Source organism: uncultured Thermanaerothrix sp., from assembly GCF_938028735.1.
Classification (GTDB): Bacteria; Chloroflexota; Anaerolineae; order Anaerolineales; family Anaerolineaceae; genus Thermanaerothrix.
In genome coordinates this window covers 110121-124293 of record NZ_CALIMF010000004.1, presented here as the reverse complement: position 1 = coordinate 124293, position 14173 = coordinate 110121, and the positions used below count along the sequence as shown (strand labels likewise).

The 14173-nt window shown below is 56.6% G+C and carries 14 protein-coding genes; 4 read left to right on the top strand and 10 right to left on the bottom strand.

All coding sequences use genetic code 11. The features are described 5' to 3' along the window. Nucleotides 1-5: 5 nt before the first annotated feature. The 7 genes from Q0721_RS03650 to Q0721_RS03620 all read right to left on the bottom strand — a co-directional run bounded on the left by Q0721_RS03650 (nucleotide 6) and on the right by Q0721_RS03620 (nucleotide 7956). Nucleotides 6-1556 (bottom strand): acyl-CoA carboxylase subunit beta, encoded by a 1551-nt coding sequence (locus Q0721_RS03650; RefSeq protein ID WP_299025459.1) that lies wholly within the window; start codon nucleotides 1554-1556, stop codon nucleotides 6-8. Nucleotides 1557-1735: 179 nt separating this feature from the next. Then, nucleotides 1736-3079, bottom strand: a complete 1344-nt coding sequence (locus tag Q0721_RS03645) for a YbhB/YbcL family Raf kinase inhibitor-like protein (protein ID WP_299025456.1) — start codon at nucleotides 3077-3079, stop codon at nucleotides 1736-1738. Nucleotides 3080-3125: 46 nt separating this feature from the next. Then, on the bottom strand, nucleotides 3126-4070 hold the full coding sequence (locus tag Q0721_RS03640) for a PH domain-containing protein (RefSeq protein WP_299025453.1): 945 nt from the start codon (nucleotides 4068-4070) through the stop codon (nucleotides 3126-3128). After that, on the bottom strand, nucleotides 4043-5230 hold the full coding sequence (locus Q0721_RS03635) for a DegT/DnrJ/EryC1/StrS family aminotransferase (protein WP_299025450.1): 1188 nt from the start codon (nucleotides 5228-5230) through the stop codon (nucleotides 4043-4045). Before Q0721_RS03635 ends, Q0721_RS03640 begins: the two co-directional genes overlap by 28 nt. 70 nt (nucleotides 5231-5300) lie before the next feature. Continuing rightward, nucleotides 5301-6119: a VWA domain-containing protein gene (locus tag Q0721_RS03630; protein WP_299025447.1), complete on the bottom strand. Its 819-nt coding sequence runs from the start codon at nucleotides 6117-6119 to the stop codon at nucleotides 5301-5303. A gap of 164 nt (nucleotides 6120-6283) precedes the next feature. Next, a complete protein-coding gene (locus tag Q0721_RS03625; protein ID WP_299025445.1) occupies nucleotides 6284-7384 on the bottom strand; it encodes an ATP-binding protein in 1101 nt (366 codons plus the stop codon). 128 nt (nucleotides 7385-7512) lie between these two features. After that, the gene (locus tag Q0721_RS03620) at nucleotides 7513-7956 is read right to left on the bottom strand and encodes an arsenate reductase ArsC (protein WP_299025442.1); all 444 of its coding nucleotides are present in this window, start codon (nucleotides 7954-7956) and stop codon (nucleotides 7513-7515) included. A 363-nt stretch (nucleotides 7957-8319) separates the two neighbouring features. On the opposite strand from Q0721_RS03620, the gene speD reads away from it, so the two are divergent. The 4 genes from speD to gyrA all read left to right on the top strand — a co-directional run bounded on the left by speD (nucleotide 8320) and on the right by gyrA (nucleotide 12553). Next, a complete protein-coding gene (speD, locus tag Q0721_RS03615) occupies nucleotides 8320-8697 on the top strand; it encodes an adenosylmethionine decarboxylase (RefSeq protein ID WP_299025441.1) in 378 nt (125 codons plus the stop codon). Next, nucleotides 8694-9119: an S-adenosylmethionine decarboxylase gene (locus Q0721_RS03610; protein WP_299025440.1), complete on the top strand. Its 426-nt coding sequence runs from the start codon at nucleotides 8694-8696 to the stop codon at nucleotides 9117-9119. The genes speD and Q0721_RS03610 overlap by 4 nt, the downstream gene beginning before the upstream one ends. Further along, nucleotides 9112-9942, top strand: coding sequence for a polyamine aminopropyltransferase (speE, locus tag Q0721_RS03605; RefSeq protein WP_299025438.1), 831 nt, complete (start codon nucleotides 9112-9114; stop codon nucleotides 9940-9942). The genes Q0721_RS03610 and speE overlap by 8 nt, the downstream gene beginning before the upstream one ends. Before the next feature lie 154 nt (nucleotides 9943-10096). Then, complete coding sequence (gyrA, locus tag Q0721_RS03600; RefSeq protein ID WP_299025435.1) at nucleotides 10097-12553, top strand: DNA gyrase subunit A; 2457 nt, start codon at nucleotides 10097-10099, stop codon at nucleotides 12551-12553. Here gyrA and Q0721_RS03595 read toward each other — a convergent pair whose 3' ends face one another. From Q0721_RS03595 to Q0721_RS03585, 3 genes are all read right to left on the bottom strand, one after another. Then, complete coding sequence (locus Q0721_RS03595) at nucleotides 12554-12760, bottom strand: hypothetical protein (RefSeq protein WP_299025432.1); 207 nt, start codon at nucleotides 12758-12760, stop codon at nucleotides 12554-12556. Continuing rightward, complete coding sequence (locus tag Q0721_RS03590) at nucleotides 12753-13565, bottom strand: biotin--[acetyl-CoA-carboxylase] ligase (protein WP_299025429.1); 813 nt, start codon at nucleotides 13563-13565, stop codon at nucleotides 12753-12755. The genes Q0721_RS03595 and Q0721_RS03590 overlap by 8 nt, the downstream gene beginning before the upstream one ends. 116 nt (nucleotides 13566-13681) lie before the next feature. Next, the gene (locus tag Q0721_RS03585) at nucleotides 13682-14101 is read right to left on the bottom strand and encodes an Hsp20/alpha crystallin family protein (protein ID WP_299025425.1); all 420 of its coding nucleotides are present in this window, start codon (nucleotides 14099-14101) and stop codon (nucleotides 13682-13684) included. Nucleotides 14102-14173: the final 72 nt, after the last annotated feature.

Sequence of the window (14173 nt, the reverse complement as noted above, 5' to 3'; positions counted from 1 at the left end):
AATCTTTAGAGTGGCAGGTTGCCGTGCTTGCGCACCGGAGTGGTGCTTTTCTCGCGCAAAGCGTGCAGCGCCGCGATCAATTTGGGACGCGTCTCGCGGGGTTCGATCACGTCATCTATGTAACCAGCGCTAGCGGCAGCATAAGGGGTAAGGAAACGTTTCCGATAATCCTCGACCAGACGCGCCCGCTCTTGGGCTGGATCCTCGGCCGCCTCAATTTGCTTGCGGAAGAGGATATTGACTGCCCCTTCCGGGCCCATCACGGCAATTTCGGCGCTAGGCCAGGCAAAGGCCAGATCACCGCCCATGAATTTACTACTTAAAACCACATAGGCGCCACCATATGCCTTGCGGGTGATCACGCTGATCTTGGGCACCGTGGCAACGGAGTAGGCGTAGAGCACCTTGGCGCCATGGCGGATCACCCCTCGGTGCTCCTGGTCGGTGCCGGGCAGGAAGCCGGGCGAGTCTACGAACGTGATCAGGGGAATGTTGAACGCATCGCAGAAGCGCACAAAGCGAGCGATTTTATCTGAGGAATCAATGTCCAGTACACCCGCCATGATGGAAGGCTCCTGCGCCACAACTCCTACCACGTATCCGCCCAGACGCGCCAGGCCAATGATGGCGTTCTGGGCAAAGGTGGGTTGCAACTCGATAAACGTGTCCCGATCCATGACGCGCGCAATTACCTCATGCATGCTGTAGGGCACAGTGGGGTCCAACGGCACCAGCGCATTGAGGGCCTCGTCCATGCGTTGCGGATCATCTTGCGGTGGCGCGTAAGGTGGGTTTTCCATGCTGTTAGCAGGTAGATAGGTAAGCAGGCGACGGCAAAGGGCAATGGCTTCTTGGTCATTGGAGGCTTTGAGGTGTGCCAGTCCGCTGATGCCGAGGTGAACATCGGCGCCCCCAAGGGTCTCAAAATCCACGACCTCGCCCGTTACCGCTTTAATCACATCGGGGCCGGTGAGGAACATATAGGATTGCTTCTCTACCATAATAATCAGATCGGTCACGGCAGGAGAGTAGGAGGCACCCCCCGCACATGGTCCCATAATCAGACTGATTTGGGGAATTACCCCCGAATAGCGGGCGTTGCGTAGAAAAACCTGCGCATAGCCGCCCAAACTGCGCACACCTTCTTGGATACGGGCGCCACCTGAGTCGATCAAGCCAATTATGGGTGCACCGGCCGCTGCGGCCAAATCCATCACGCGGGCAATCTTTTGCCCATGCATTTCGCCCAATGACCCACCCTGAACGGTGAAATCCTGAGCGTAAGCATAGACCACACGCCCCTCTATCTGGCCAAAGCCGGTAATCACGCCGTCACCAAAGGTTTTATCGGCTTGGCCGGTCAATACGTCATCGCGCTGCTGGATGTAGGGTTCCAGTTCATGAAAGGTGCCGGGATCGAAGAGTAATTCCATTCGCTCGCGTGCGGTTAACTTGCCACGAGCATGCTGGCGTGCAATACGTTCTTCACCGCCAGCCAGGCGCACCTTTTCGCGCATAGCACGCAATTCAAGAATTCGAGGATCTTCTTCAGACATCGCAGTCCTCTCGTAGAAAAGAAGATGGCAAGATTATTATACGGGGGGTCGTCTTGAGCCGTTAGTGAAGAAGATAGAGTGATGCGCCCGAAACAGGGTGACGTTTATAAGGAATCTGAACCCTGCCCAAGGTGACAAATGACCCGTGTGCGCGTGATCTTTGTCATGCTGGCGGGAGACTAACGGCTGTACAGTCCCTCAAGGATTGCTGAGAAGAGAATGTGATCGCCAATGGCGCGGAGCAGTGTGGTTCTGTCTAACCCATTGGGCAGGGTGGGGGGAAGATTCAATCCGAAAAGAGTGAAGCGGTAGCGATGGGGTGGGCCGGGGGGTGGGCAAGGACCACCATAACCAAGCTGGCCAAAGTCATTGCGCCCTTGCACGCCGATTCCAGGCAGGGTTTCCTGAACAGGGAGTCCTTCCGGTAACGATTGACGGCCTGGGGGGATGTTATAGAGGATCCAGTGGGTGAACGTGCCCAGGGGCGCATCGGGATCCTCTACGATCAGGGCGTAACTGGCTACCTCAGAGGCGGTTTGCCAGGTGAGTGCGGGTGAGAGATCTTCGCCGTCGCAAGTATGACGGGCAGGGATGGGGTTACCTTGGCTAAAAGCGGGGCTACTCAAGAAAAGCCCCGTGGGTTTAGGCGTGACACGGGCTGCTGAAGGTAATGCGGGTGTTATGTGCAAAGTAAGCCCCATCACGCCTGCGAGAAGCGCTGCGCTGAGGGTGCATGCGGCATTGACGCTGTCATTCGTTAACCAAGGCCATCCCCGCAGGTGGGTGGTTGGCTCGCCGCAGGCGTGGAGCGGATGGCGCTCGGTCTCTTTACGGCAGGCCGGGCAGTAATACATGGCTTGCACGCTGGCGCCTAGCAGTGAATCCACCAGGCTACCCAAGAGACCACTCAGTGCAATGATAAGCAGCACCGCTAGGGTAGGGAATTGGAATTTCAAAGAAGGCGGCGGTAGGAGGGCCGCCAGCATTGCGATTACCGTAGCACCGCCCAGGGCAGCCAGTAAGCCCAATGGGGTGATGCCGCCAGCGCTTCCCGGCTCAACGTGTTGTCCATCTAGGATGCGGCGCGGGGGTATGGCAGATAACACACCTAACTCTGTGGCCCAGGTATCCGCATTGGCGGCAGCCAGGGCGGCTGCCCCGGCCAGCCAGGGCCACAAGGATGTGGGTTGCCAGGCATACAAAATCACGGCTAACCCGGTGATCCCGCCGTTGGCCAGTACTTGCCAAGCATCGCGTCGGTCATCTTTAGCGTATTTCTCTCCTAGCGTGGCTTTGCGAGTGCGAGCTAGGCGTGAGAAAAAGGTAGAGGTAATGAAGAAACCTAGGAGCAATATGGCCCAGGGCAATCCTCCTAGACCAAAGATGAGGCCTCCCAACAGTGTTGCCGCGATGGCACCGCTCCTGCTGAGTGCCTGAAAGCGATAGGCGAACAGACTGATAATGAGGGCTAGGATGAGGCCCACGCCTATCTGTAAAGGGCTGAATACCGCAACTAGGGACATGTTTGAACTCTTGTGAAAATCACAGTTAGGAATGCAAAATGAGATTCTATGACCTACCGGCCAGGAGGCAGGCTATCAGCAGTAGGATCAGCGTCACGATGCCACCTCCCCATAGCAGGTAAGCCTTAGCCTGTCCCTCCTCCTGGCGATAGAAATAAAGTCCCAGTGCAAAGCCACTCCCATAGGTGAAAGTGCCCAGGATGGGGAGCAGCATCAGGCGCTGGGAGGGTACTGGAGGTAGGGGTTGGCCTTGAGGGGTGTATCCGAGGGTAATGGTGGGGTAGGAGGCCGCCAGCAGGCTGACCAGGCTGAGCAACCCCATGAGGAGAAAAGATCCCGTGGCTATTAGCAGACGCGCGCGCATATCTTGCCACAGATGACTGAGGAAGGCTGCCGGCCGAGCAGAATAAGGAGTTATAGGGCTGAGACTGCCCATTTCCAGCGCCTGACGGAAGGCACGCATAAAAGCGCGCGGGTCGGCGGGTGAAATGGCCAGCACGCGCTGGGGGGTTGCGATGAGTAACAGGGCATCTGTCTCAGAGGCCATAAATTCTACCTCCCCTAGTTCGGGCACATTGCGGCTGCCGAGGATGGCGCCAGGCCAGGCAAAGGCGGGTAGAGGCAGAGCAAAGCCCAGTTCGCCACCAGGACGGATCCACTCCACCTCTGCAAGGGGCAGATGTTCGATGCGCAGGCCCCATCGCAGGCGCAGACCGTCGCGTTCGATCTGGTAGGTGGCTCGCCAGAGCGCCACCAGGCGGTAACCGAACCACAGGATTCCTAGACCTCCCATCACGGCCAGAATCAACCACACCAGCCAGGGCAAGCCAGGGCGCTGTTCGGCCCACTGGCTGAGGGCCCAGCCTCCAAGCACGAGGCTGATCAACCATAACAGGCCATGGATCCAAGTACCACGCTGGCGCGGAGGATGAAAGATCCAGAGGTCACTTCCGTTCATGGCGGTTATAAGACTTGCCTTAAAGCACGACACACGTGATCCACCTGTTCCTCGGACATAATGCCGGAGAAAGGCAACGCTAGGCCGCGTTCGCCCAAATCTTCGGTCACTGGAAAATCCCCTGGCCGGTAACCAAAGCGTGCCCGCATGTAAGGTTGCAGGTGAATGGGCAGGAAATAGGGTCGTACAGGCACACCTCGTTCGGCCAGGCGGGCAGCTACCCCAGCGCGGTCAATGCCGGGTGCCAGGCGGATCACATAAACAAACCAGGACATGCGGGTGGTCTCGGGAGCAATGTAAGGGATCTCAACGCCAGGGAGGTCCCGCAGACGCTGGTTGTACCAAGCTGCCACCTGTTCGCGCCTGCGGAGGAGTTGCTCCAAGCGTTGCATTTGAGCCACCCCTAGGGCGGCGCTAAGTTCATCCAGGCGGTAGTTGTATCCTAGGTAAGTGTGTTGTAGCCAAGTATCGCCAGGGGCGCGTCCCTGGTTGCGCAATGCACGCATTAGCGATGCCCCTTCATCATCATTGGTCACAATCATCCCACCTTCACCGGTGGTAATCTGCTTATTGGGATAGAAGCCAAACGTGCCGTAGTCACCCAGTAGCCCGGCTTTACGTCCCTTGTACTCGGCCCCCAGGGCTTCGCAGGAGTCTTCGATTAGTTTCAGCCCCAGAGGAGCTGCCAAGGTGCGCAAAGCATCCCAATCGGCGGGCTGTCCAAATACATCAATTGCTAAAATGGCTTTCAATTGCCCTTTACGTCGTCCCAACCCTCGGCGGGGCAACCAGCGCCGCGCTGCGGCCCCCCCTTCGGCAAGATCTCGGACTGCTTGGGCGGCCTGCGCGAGATCCATATTGCCAGTGCGGGGTTCCACATCCACAAAAACGGGGATGGCGTTGGCGTAGAGAACGACGTTTGTGGAGGCCACAAACGAGAAAGGGGTGGTCAGCACCCAATCGCCGGAGGTGATGCTGGCTGCCAGGACGCATAGGTGAAGGGCGGCAGTGCCAGAATTGACCCCAATGGCATGTTTAGCACCGAGGTAATGGCGGAAGGCGGCTTCAAAGGCTTCGATTTGTTCCCCCATGCTCAGGTTAGGGGTGTGCAGTACCTGCATGACGGCCTGTCGTTCCAGGTCGCTCAAGTCAGGTGAGGACATGGGAACGCGAAGAGAAGAAAAGGTCTTCATACCTCCAATTCTACCCCGAATGTTCCGCTACGGGCGCAGTTGGGAATTTGGGAGGCGGAAGAGAGTCTTGCTAGCGCCGGTCTTCCAACGTGGCAGGAGGGGTGCGCGTGTTCAGTTCCTGGCGTACGGTGTAATAGAGGTTCTCGGCGCGAATCTCGCCCGCGGTGTAGCAAGGAGCTCTGAGATGGTCGGCCAGGGCTTGGGCCAGGCCTTGGTCGAAGGCCAGGTGTTCCATGTTGATCACAATGCTGTGCACGCCTTCTCGAGCGATTTCATCTGCATACAAATAGGCCTCTTCGAGGGGAGGGAGATGGCTCATGGAAACGTTACCTGCGCCATCGGTCAGGACAATCAAAAGGGGCATCACGTCAGGGTGCCGCAATCGTTCGCGCTGGAGCACTTCCAGCGCTAATTTCAGCCCCGCAGCGAGCGGGGTTTTCCCTCCCACCGGAATATCGGCCAGTGCGCTTTGCGCCAGTGTCACGGAGTTGGTGGGGGGTAGAACCAGTGTCGCGCGGTCCTTCTGAAAGACGATCAGGCCCACACGGTCGCGTCGCTGATAGGCGTCATTGAGCAGGGAAAGGATCGCGCCTTTAGTGGCTTGCATGCGCTCAGCTACTGCCATGGACCACGAGGCATCCACCACAAAAAGGATCAAGTTGGCAGCCCGGCGCACGCGGACCTTGCGCATCAGATCGCTGCGGTGAATTGAGAAGGCCGTTCGCTTGCGTTCCTCGCTACGTTCTTTCTGAAAAGGCGCAGCCGCGCGAAGCGTGGCATCAAAAGCCAGGTCGTCGGTAGAGCCATTGGCGGGGCGAGCCTGGATGTACCGCCCACGTTTGCGTTCGGTGCGCGTGCGCGAACGACGCCCGGCGAAGCGGCGCATCATCTTATCCAGCGGGGTGTCTAGGCGCCGCGGTTCAAAGGGTTGGCTGGCCTGGATGATCTGACCGCCATCCCACCAGGTGGCGCTGTCTTGACGGAAGATATCCTCCCGTTGTGTAGGCTGGGGTGGGGCCTGCTCCTGGGTTTCCTGCCCCAGGGTCTGGTCAGTTAAATTTTTTTTTGCCGGGTAGCCTCTTCTTCGCGTGTAGGCACTGGTTCAGTGTGCTTGCCGGTGCTACTGGCGCCCTGCAGTTGCTCAATACGATCTTGCAGTTCTTCCATGGTGATTTCGGTTTGCTGGAAGGGCGCGCGCTTGAGGCGATGCGGCAGGGCCAGTTCGGCGGCCAATGCAATATCGCGACCGCTCACACTGGTGCGACCCTCAAAGGCGGCATGCGCCCGCGCAGCTTTGAGAATGACCATGTCGGCGCGATGACCGTCCACGTTAAGAGAGGCGGTGAGAGAGGCGATCGCCAGCAGGTCGCGTGATGTGTAAGTGACCCGATTGAGTAACTGCCGGGCTTGCTCAATTTGGCGTGAGAGTTCCTGTTCTTTGGGTAGCCATTCCTGACGGAAGCCCTCTGGGTTGGCTTCAAAGGCTAGGTTGCGTTCGATGATCAGCACACGCTCGCGTGGATCGCGGATGCCGCGGATTTCAACTGAAAGGGCAAAGCGATCTAGTAACTGTGGGCGTAGTTCCCCCTCTTCCGGATTCATTGTACCCACCAGGATGAAGCGTGCAGGATGACTAAAGGAGATGCCTTCCCGCTCAATAATGTTAACCCCCATGGCCGCCGAATCGAGCAGGATGTCTACCACGTGGTCATCAAGCAGGTTGACTTCGTCAATGTAGAGCAAGCCACGGTTGGCGGCGGCCAGCACCCCCGGCTCGAAATGGCGTTCCCCCTTTTGGATTGCCTTTTCAATATCGAGCGTTCCTACCACGCGATCCTCAGTTGCCGAGATGGGCAGGTTGACAAAAGGGATGGGGCGCGTGGTTACTGGGAGCTCCTCACCTCGGGCAGCGCGCTCGCGGCATTCGGTGCACCAAGTGGCCGGGGTGTCTGGATCGCAACCAAATCGGCAGTCTGCAATCACTTTGATATGAGGAAGTAGCGCTGCTAACGCTCGTGCAGCAGTGGATTTTGCCGTGCCGCGCTCGCCGCGAATCAGTACGCCACCAATGCGCGGGTCAATGGCGTTTAGGATCAGGGCACGTTTCATTTGCTCCTGACCCACAATGGCAGTAAATGGATAAATTACAGGCATAATTGATTATCTCTCTTGCTACCGGTAGACTTCAGCATACTAAGTTTACCACGTTTTGGCAGCCTGAGGTGCGCCTGTCCATGCTTCCTGGACATGACCAGGTTGATCAAAGCCCCAAAAAGTCTATCTCATTCGGAGGGATTGGTAGGCAGACCCAATTCGTCCAGCCAGGCGCGAATGCGAGCCGCAATTTGGTCACGAACGCGGCGAAATTTTTGTAACTTGGCGTCTTCGGTCTCCTCGCCTGCTGCTGGATCCTCAAATGGCCAATGCAGGCGCATTCCCTGGCCGGGGAAATAGGGGCAGTTTCTTTCGGCATCCGCACAGACTGTGATCAGATAGTCAAAATTCATTTTTCCCTGATATACCTGAAGGGACTTTGAGGTCTGTTGACTTGCATCAATGCCGATTTCGCTCAGTACCCTCAAGGTTAAGGGATGAACGCCTTTGGGCTCAGTCCCGGCACTGTAAACCTCGAACCAGTCTCCGGCATAATGGCGTAAAAGTGCTTCGGCCATCTGACTGCGAGCCGAATTTCCGGTGCACAAGAATAAAACGCGTTTCCGAGTCATGGGGGCCTATCTCCTCTTATGCATTTTTTGATTTTACCCACTTTTGATTAAGAAAAATCAAATAACGGGTTAGGGCAAGGTTAAATCCGTGAAAAAATGGCCCCAAAATATTGACATTTTGGGCAATATCGTTGAAAATAAACCTCTGACTGCAGACGATAAGGGGTGATTTCACCTCACTGCTGCCCACTCCCCGCTCGGGCAGCGGCGGGGCAAGGGGAAGGGGTTTTGGTGGGTTTCCTACCTGCTGAGGCCCCCTCTATCTTTTATCCGCCCTTCTGAACGAGCGGGAGGAAGCCTGCTGGCTGACCACCCCGAACGATGCAGCCAATCTATCCCAAAAAGAAGGAGGTTTATGGACAGTTGGACGGGCAGCTGCGCTTGGGGGAACACTATATTTGTGATCTCTCAAACTGCAACCGAGAACTGCTCTACGATAGCGAGCGTTCCCGCGATTTGTTCTTCCAGGCAGTGAGAGATAGTGGGTTAACCATTGTCAGCGAGGGCTACTATCCTTTCAGCCCGCATGGTTTTACATGTTTTCTCTTGTTGGCCGAGTCCCATGCGAGTTTGCATGCGTGGCCGGAATATGGTTACTGCGCTATCGACCTGTTCACCTGTGACCTGGACCTTGATATCAAGCCCTTGGTGGACAAACTGATTAGCCTGTTCGGTGCTCAAGACGCTCAGATCAAAGTGGTCAGCCGCAATGCGGTCTGCCGAGAGGAGTGCCCAGCATGAATGCCTCGTTGGAATCCCCGACCCTGGTCCGTTACGTTATGGAAGAGCCGGGGGTGCCGGCCACGGGTGAGAAGCCGTGGGGATGGCACCTGGTACTTAACCTCTATGACTGCGATTCAGAGCGCATCACCTCAGCGGAGGTCATCCGTCAGTTCGTCATTGACCTTTGCGACTTGATTCACATGCGCCGTTTTGGCGAGCCGTTGATTGTCAACTTTGGTGAAGACCCGCGTGTGACCGGGTACTCCCTGGTGCAACTCATTGAAACCAGCAACATTACCGGGCACTTCGCCAATCAGTCCAATGCGGCCTACTTGGACATCTTCTCGTGCAAAGAGTTCGATCCCGAGGTGGCCACACGCTTCTGCGTGGAGACCTTCCGGGCCAAGAAATTCAGTGGAGTGTTCATCAACCGTGGCTGAAACCTGGATTACCGAGCAACTCCATTCGTTTTACCGCCAGTCATTGCGTGTCAGGAAGGTGCTGGTGGACGAACAAACGCCCTACCAGCACCTTCAACTGGTGGAAGCCGAATTTTTCGGCAAGGTGCTGATCCTGGATGGGATCATTCAGCTCACTGAGTATGATAACGCTGGCTATCACGAGATGATCACCCACGTGCCCATGCTGGCAGTTGAGAATCCGCGCACGGTGCTAATCGTTGGCGGAGGAGATGGTGGTAGCCTGCAACAGGTTTTGCGTTACCCCTCGGTGGAGCGCGCGGTCGTATGTGAACTAGATCGGCGGGTGGTAGAGGTCTCGCGTGAGCACTTCCCCGCCTTTGGCGATCCCTTCAGTGATCCGCGGGCTGAGGTGGTCTTTCAGGATGCCTTCACCTACCTTGAGCGTCCCCCTTACACCTTTGATGTCATCGTCTCAGATACCACTGATCCGATTGGACCGGCGGAGAAACTCTTTAGCCCGGATTTCTTCCGTAGGTTGGCGGCAGCGCTTAACCCAGGTGGGGCTATTGCCATCCAAAGCGAGCAGATGTTCTTTGATCAGGCACTGATTCGCGATATTTACCGTTTTGCCAAAACGTTGTTCCGCTCTCCCGCTTATTACTACACTCTGGTGCCCACCTATCCCGGCGGGGGGATTGGGTTTATGTATATGTCAGATGTGCCCTGGACAAATGGGTTGAACAAACCCTACCCACCTGGTCAGATGAATTACCTTAATCCGGAGGTGCATCGCGCTGCCTTTGCATTACCCGAGTTTTTCCGACGGGTTCTGGAGAGTTAGGCGGGGTGCTCTGAGGGGTAATTCTTTAGGTGATGAGGAACGTATCTCTCGCAGGGGGCCCCTGCGAGAGATTTTTCTATCCGGACAATGGGTGCGGTATAATCCTAATGTTGCCCAATCTCAGGTTTATTTTTAGGATGGATGAGAGAAACGTATGGAAGTAGGGACGGTCTTCCCGGTAGATATCGATGAACAAATGCGCTCAGCCTATCTTGACTATGCCATGAGCGTGATTGTAGCGCGGGCATTGCCCGATGCGCGCGATGGCCTCAAACCGGTGCACCGGCGCATTCTGTATGCCATGCATGAATTGGGATTGCGTTCGAACGCCCCCTATAAGAAATCCGCGCGTATTGTGGGGGAAGTGCTGGGGAAGTATCACCCTCACGGCGATATGGCCGTCTATGATGCTATGGCGCGCATGGCGCAAGACTTTTCCATGCGTTACCCACTGGTGGACGGACAAGGCAACTTTGGCTCGGTGGATGGAGATGCACCTGCCGCCATGCGTTACACGGAAGCCCGTCTCAATGCGTTGGCCGAGGAGATGTTGGCGGACATTGATAAAGATACGGTGGATTTCACCGATAACTTTGACGGTTCACTCAAAGAGCCGGTGGTTCTGCCGGCGCGCCTGCCCAATTTGTTGCTCAATGGCGCTTCGGGAATTGCGGTTGGCATGGCGACCAATATACCGCCGCATAACCTGAATGAATTGAGCGCGGCAATCGCCTATACCATCGATCACTACGATCAAATTGACGAAATCACCGTGGACGATTTGATGAAATTCCTGCCTGGCCCGGATTTCCCCACCGGCGGGGTGATTGTGGGGCAGGAAGCCATCCGCCAGATGTACTCAACTGGACGGGCGCGCCTAACCGTGCGCGGGCAAGCGCACATCGAAGAGATTCGCGGTGGGCGCTATGCCATCGTCATTACCGAGATTCCTTTCCAGGTCAATAAGGCGAGTCTGATCGAGCGCATTGCCGAACTGGTACGTGAAGGGCGCATTGACACCATTGCGGATCTGCGAGATGAGTCGGATCGGCGTGGGATGAGTATAGTGATCGAACTGAAGCGCGGCGCGCAACCGCGCAAGGTGCTCAATCAGTTATATAAATTCACCCCCCTACAGATCACTTTTGGGGCGCATCTGCTGGCATTGGTGGAGAATGAACCGCGCGTGCTCTCGCTAAAGCGTGCTTTGCAGATCTACATTGAGCACCGACGTGAGGTTATTGTCCGCCGTTCGCGTTTCGAACTGGAGAAGGCACGTCAGCGTGCGCATATCTTGGAAGGCTTGCTGATTGCGCTGGCCAACCTCGATGAGGTGATTCAACTTATCCGCCAATCTTCGGATGCGGAGGTGGCGCGCAAACGCCTGATAGCGCGTTTTAAACTCAGCGAAGCTCAGGCGCAGGCCATCCTAGAAATGCCTTTGCGTCGCCTGGCCGCCTTGGAACGCAAAAAGATTGAGGACGAGCATAAAGCCTTACTCAAGCAGATTGCGGCTCTGGAAGACTTGCTGGCTTCGCCCAAGAAGGTACTCAAAGCGATCAAGGCCGATTTACAGGAATTGACAGAAAAGTACGGCGACCAACGCCGCACGCGCATTGTCGTGGGCGAGAAGGAAGATTTTGAAGAGGAAGATCTGGTGCAGGATGAGCCGGTGTTGATCATCCTGACGCAGAAGAACTACATCAAGCGCGTATCCCCCTCGGCCTTCCGCACCCAGAATCGGGGCGGGCGTGGTGTTACTGGCCAGGCCCTAAAGGAAGAAGATGAAACCCTGATGCTTTTGGCGGCGCGCACCTTGCACACCGTGCTTTTCTTCTCCGATCGGGGCAAGGTGTATGCCGAAAAAGTGTATCAGATTCCGGATGCCGGGCGTACTGACCGGGGCTTGCCGATTACCAACGTGCTCTCACTCGAGAGCGGCGAACGCATCACCGCCGCTGTGGCCGTGCCGGATTTCTCGGCCGCACAGTACTGCACGATGACCACGGTACGTGGCAAGATCAAGCGCGTAGTTTTAGAAGAGTTTGCTAATGTGAGAACCTCCGGCTTGATCGCAATCACGCTGGAAGAGGGGGACGAGTTAGGGTGGGTGCACCTGACCAGTGGAAAGGATGAGTTGATCATTCTCACGGCTCAGGGTCAGGCTCTGCGCTTCAAAGAAGAAGAAGTGCGCCCCATGGGTCGTCCGGCGTCAGGAGTAATTGCGATTAAGTTGCAGCCGGGTGATCGGGTGGCTTCCATGGACGTGGTACGACCGGATGCCGATCTGCTTATTGTGACTGAAAAGGGCTATGGGAAGCGCACGGCGCTCAAAGACTTTCCACGTCACTCACGGGCTAAGTCGGGAGTGGCGGCATTGCCCTCGGCTTCCATGAAGACCAGTGGCCCAGTAGCGGCGGCACGGGTTGTCCAGGACGAGGATGAGGTAACGCTCATCTCAGCCGGAGGGGTGCTGTTGCGGCTCAAGGTCAAGGACATCCGCCGCATGACACGCGCTGCCCGTGGGGTGCGTCTAATGGAGTTGGACAAGGGCGATACTGTAGCGTCGCTGGCCCGAATTGCGGCCGCCGACTTGCGCACAGGCGGATGATCAAAACAACATCATGCGTCCGGTGACCACCAGGCACAGCATTCCTAGCACCACGGTCATCAGGAACAGCAGTAACGAAAGGACAAAACGCTGGGCAGCCGTCATTCCTAGGAATTGGCGCTTGCGCCTGCGGCGGCGCATTGGGGAAGAAGTCGGCTCCTCGTCTGTGAACGACACATCAATGGAACTGCGTAAATCGTCAAGCATCCTCACCTCCTGAGGATTCGGCGAACAATGGCTTAATAGGACGAATCTCGCCAGCGGTCAACCAGTGGTCGCGGCCGTCTTTAAGGCGCAAGTGGAGGTGCCCTGCTGGGCTTAATCCCTCCACGCGCCCAATCAGTGGTGGGTTAAGCCCATCTTCGGCCCGTACCCACTCACCTCGGAACGCCAACCGGCTTTCCCAAGCAGCGATGAATTCGGGGGCGACCAGATGCGGGCGCCAGGCAAGGTAGGCTCTGAGCACCTGGTGCAGTACCTCCCAGCGTGAAACTGGATGCCCCAGCACCTCTTCCATGCTGATAGCGGGGTAGTTGAGGTGAGAAGCGGGTGGAACGGCTGCGCGTCCCACATTGATCCCGATTCCCAGAACAGCTCCCTGCAGGTAATTATCAGTCCAGGCGAGTTCAACCAGAATCCCGCACACTTTGCGCCCACTAATCAATACATCATTAGGCCACTTGATCTGAGCGTTGAGGCCAAACCCGGCTTCAAAAGCCTGGGCTACGGCCAGTGCCCCCAGGGCAGTTAGACGCTCTGGGGGCAGGGGAGCCCCCTCATCCGGTCGTACGATCAGGGTAAATGCCAGACCCGCTTCGGGTACGGTGATCCAGGTACGCCCCAACCGGCCGCGTCCCCGCGTCTGATGCCCTGCGATCACTACCGCGCCATCCGGCGCACCGCTTTTCAACCAGGTCAGCGCCACATCGTTAGTAGACCCTACTTCCTCGTAGTACTGCCAAGCGGGGAGGCTTAGATCTTTCAGGATAGATTCAAGGAATGGCAATTCCATGTACAACAATTATACCTACTATTGCCGCTAGGCTGTGTACGCCGCCGATGAGCCCAATTGCAAAGATAAAAACTCCCACAGCCATCTGTGGGAGTTAGGAGGGGAAAACGATAAAGTTATCGGCTTACCACTTTTATGGTGCGAGGACGGGCGGCCGCGGCTTTGGGCACGCGTAGTGTTAGTACGCCATCTTTGAGACTGGCTTCTGCAGAGGCAGCATCCAGTTCATCGGGTAGGTGCACCACTCGCATGAAACGACCTTCGGGGCGTTCTCGTAGAATGTAAGTGGCCTTTTCATCCGCTTCAGCCTTGAGTTCGCCCTGCAACGTGACCGTGTTATCCTGAATCTGGATCTGGATATCCTCGGCTTTCACGCCGGGCAGTAGAGCGGTGATCTCATAGCCGTTATCATCAGCGCGCACGTTCACCGGTACCCATACTGTCGGGGATTCCTCGGGCCACTCTTCGTTCAGCGCACGATCCAGCCAGCGCCGCATCATCCAGCGACCATAGGGCATACGCATGTACATCATCATGATCTACCTCCAGTGATTATTTCTCGTCGGCTTACTAGGCATTCCTATGCCCAGTTACGCTTTGATCATAGA

Excerpts from the sequence above, each read along its gene's own strand:
- Q0721_RS03650 (WP_299025459.1), bottom strand. The coding sequence starts at position 1,556 with ATGTCTGAAGAAGATCCTCGAATTCTTGAATTGCGTGCTATGCGCGAA.
- Q0721_RS03645 (WP_299025456.1), bottom strand. The coding sequence starts at position 3,079 with ATGTCCCTAGTTGCGGTATTCAGCCCTTTACAGATAGGCGTGGGCCTC.
- Q0721_RS03635 (WP_299025450.1), bottom strand. The coding sequence starts at position 5,230 with ATGAAGACCTTTTCTTCTCTTCGCGTTCCCATGTCCTCACCTGACTTG.
- Q0721_RS03630 (WP_299025447.1), bottom strand. The coding sequence starts at position 6,119 with ATGATGCGCCGCTTCGCCGGGCGTCGTTCGCGCACGCGCACCGAACGC.
- Q0721_RS03625 (WP_299025445.1), bottom strand. The coding sequence starts at position 7,384 with ATGCCTGTAATTTATCCATTTACTGCCATTGTGGGTCAGGAGCAAATG.
- Q0721_RS03620 (WP_299025442.1), bottom strand. The coding sequence starts at position 7,956 with ATGACTCGGAAACGCGTTTTATTCTTGTGCACCGGAAATTCGGCTCGC.
- Q0721_RS03610 (WP_299025440.1), top strand. The coding sequence starts at position 8,694 with ATGAATGCCTCGTTGGAATCCCCGACCCTGGTCCGTTACGTTATGGAA.
- gyrA (WP_299025435.1), top strand. The coding sequence starts at position 10,097 with ATGGAAGTAGGGACGGTCTTCCCGGTAGATATCGATGAACAAATGCGC.
- Q0721_RS03595 (WP_299025432.1), bottom strand. The coding sequence starts at position 12,760 with ATGCTTGACGATTTACGCAGTTCCATTGATGTGTCGTTCACAGACGAG.
- Q0721_RS03590 (WP_299025429.1), bottom strand. The coding sequence starts at position 13,565 with ATGGAATTGCCATTCCTTGAATCTATCCTGAAAGATCTAAGCCTCCCC.
- Q0721_RS03585 (WP_299025425.1), bottom strand. The coding sequence starts at position 14,101 with ATGATGATGTACATGCGTATGCCCTATGGTCGCTGGATGATGCGGCGC.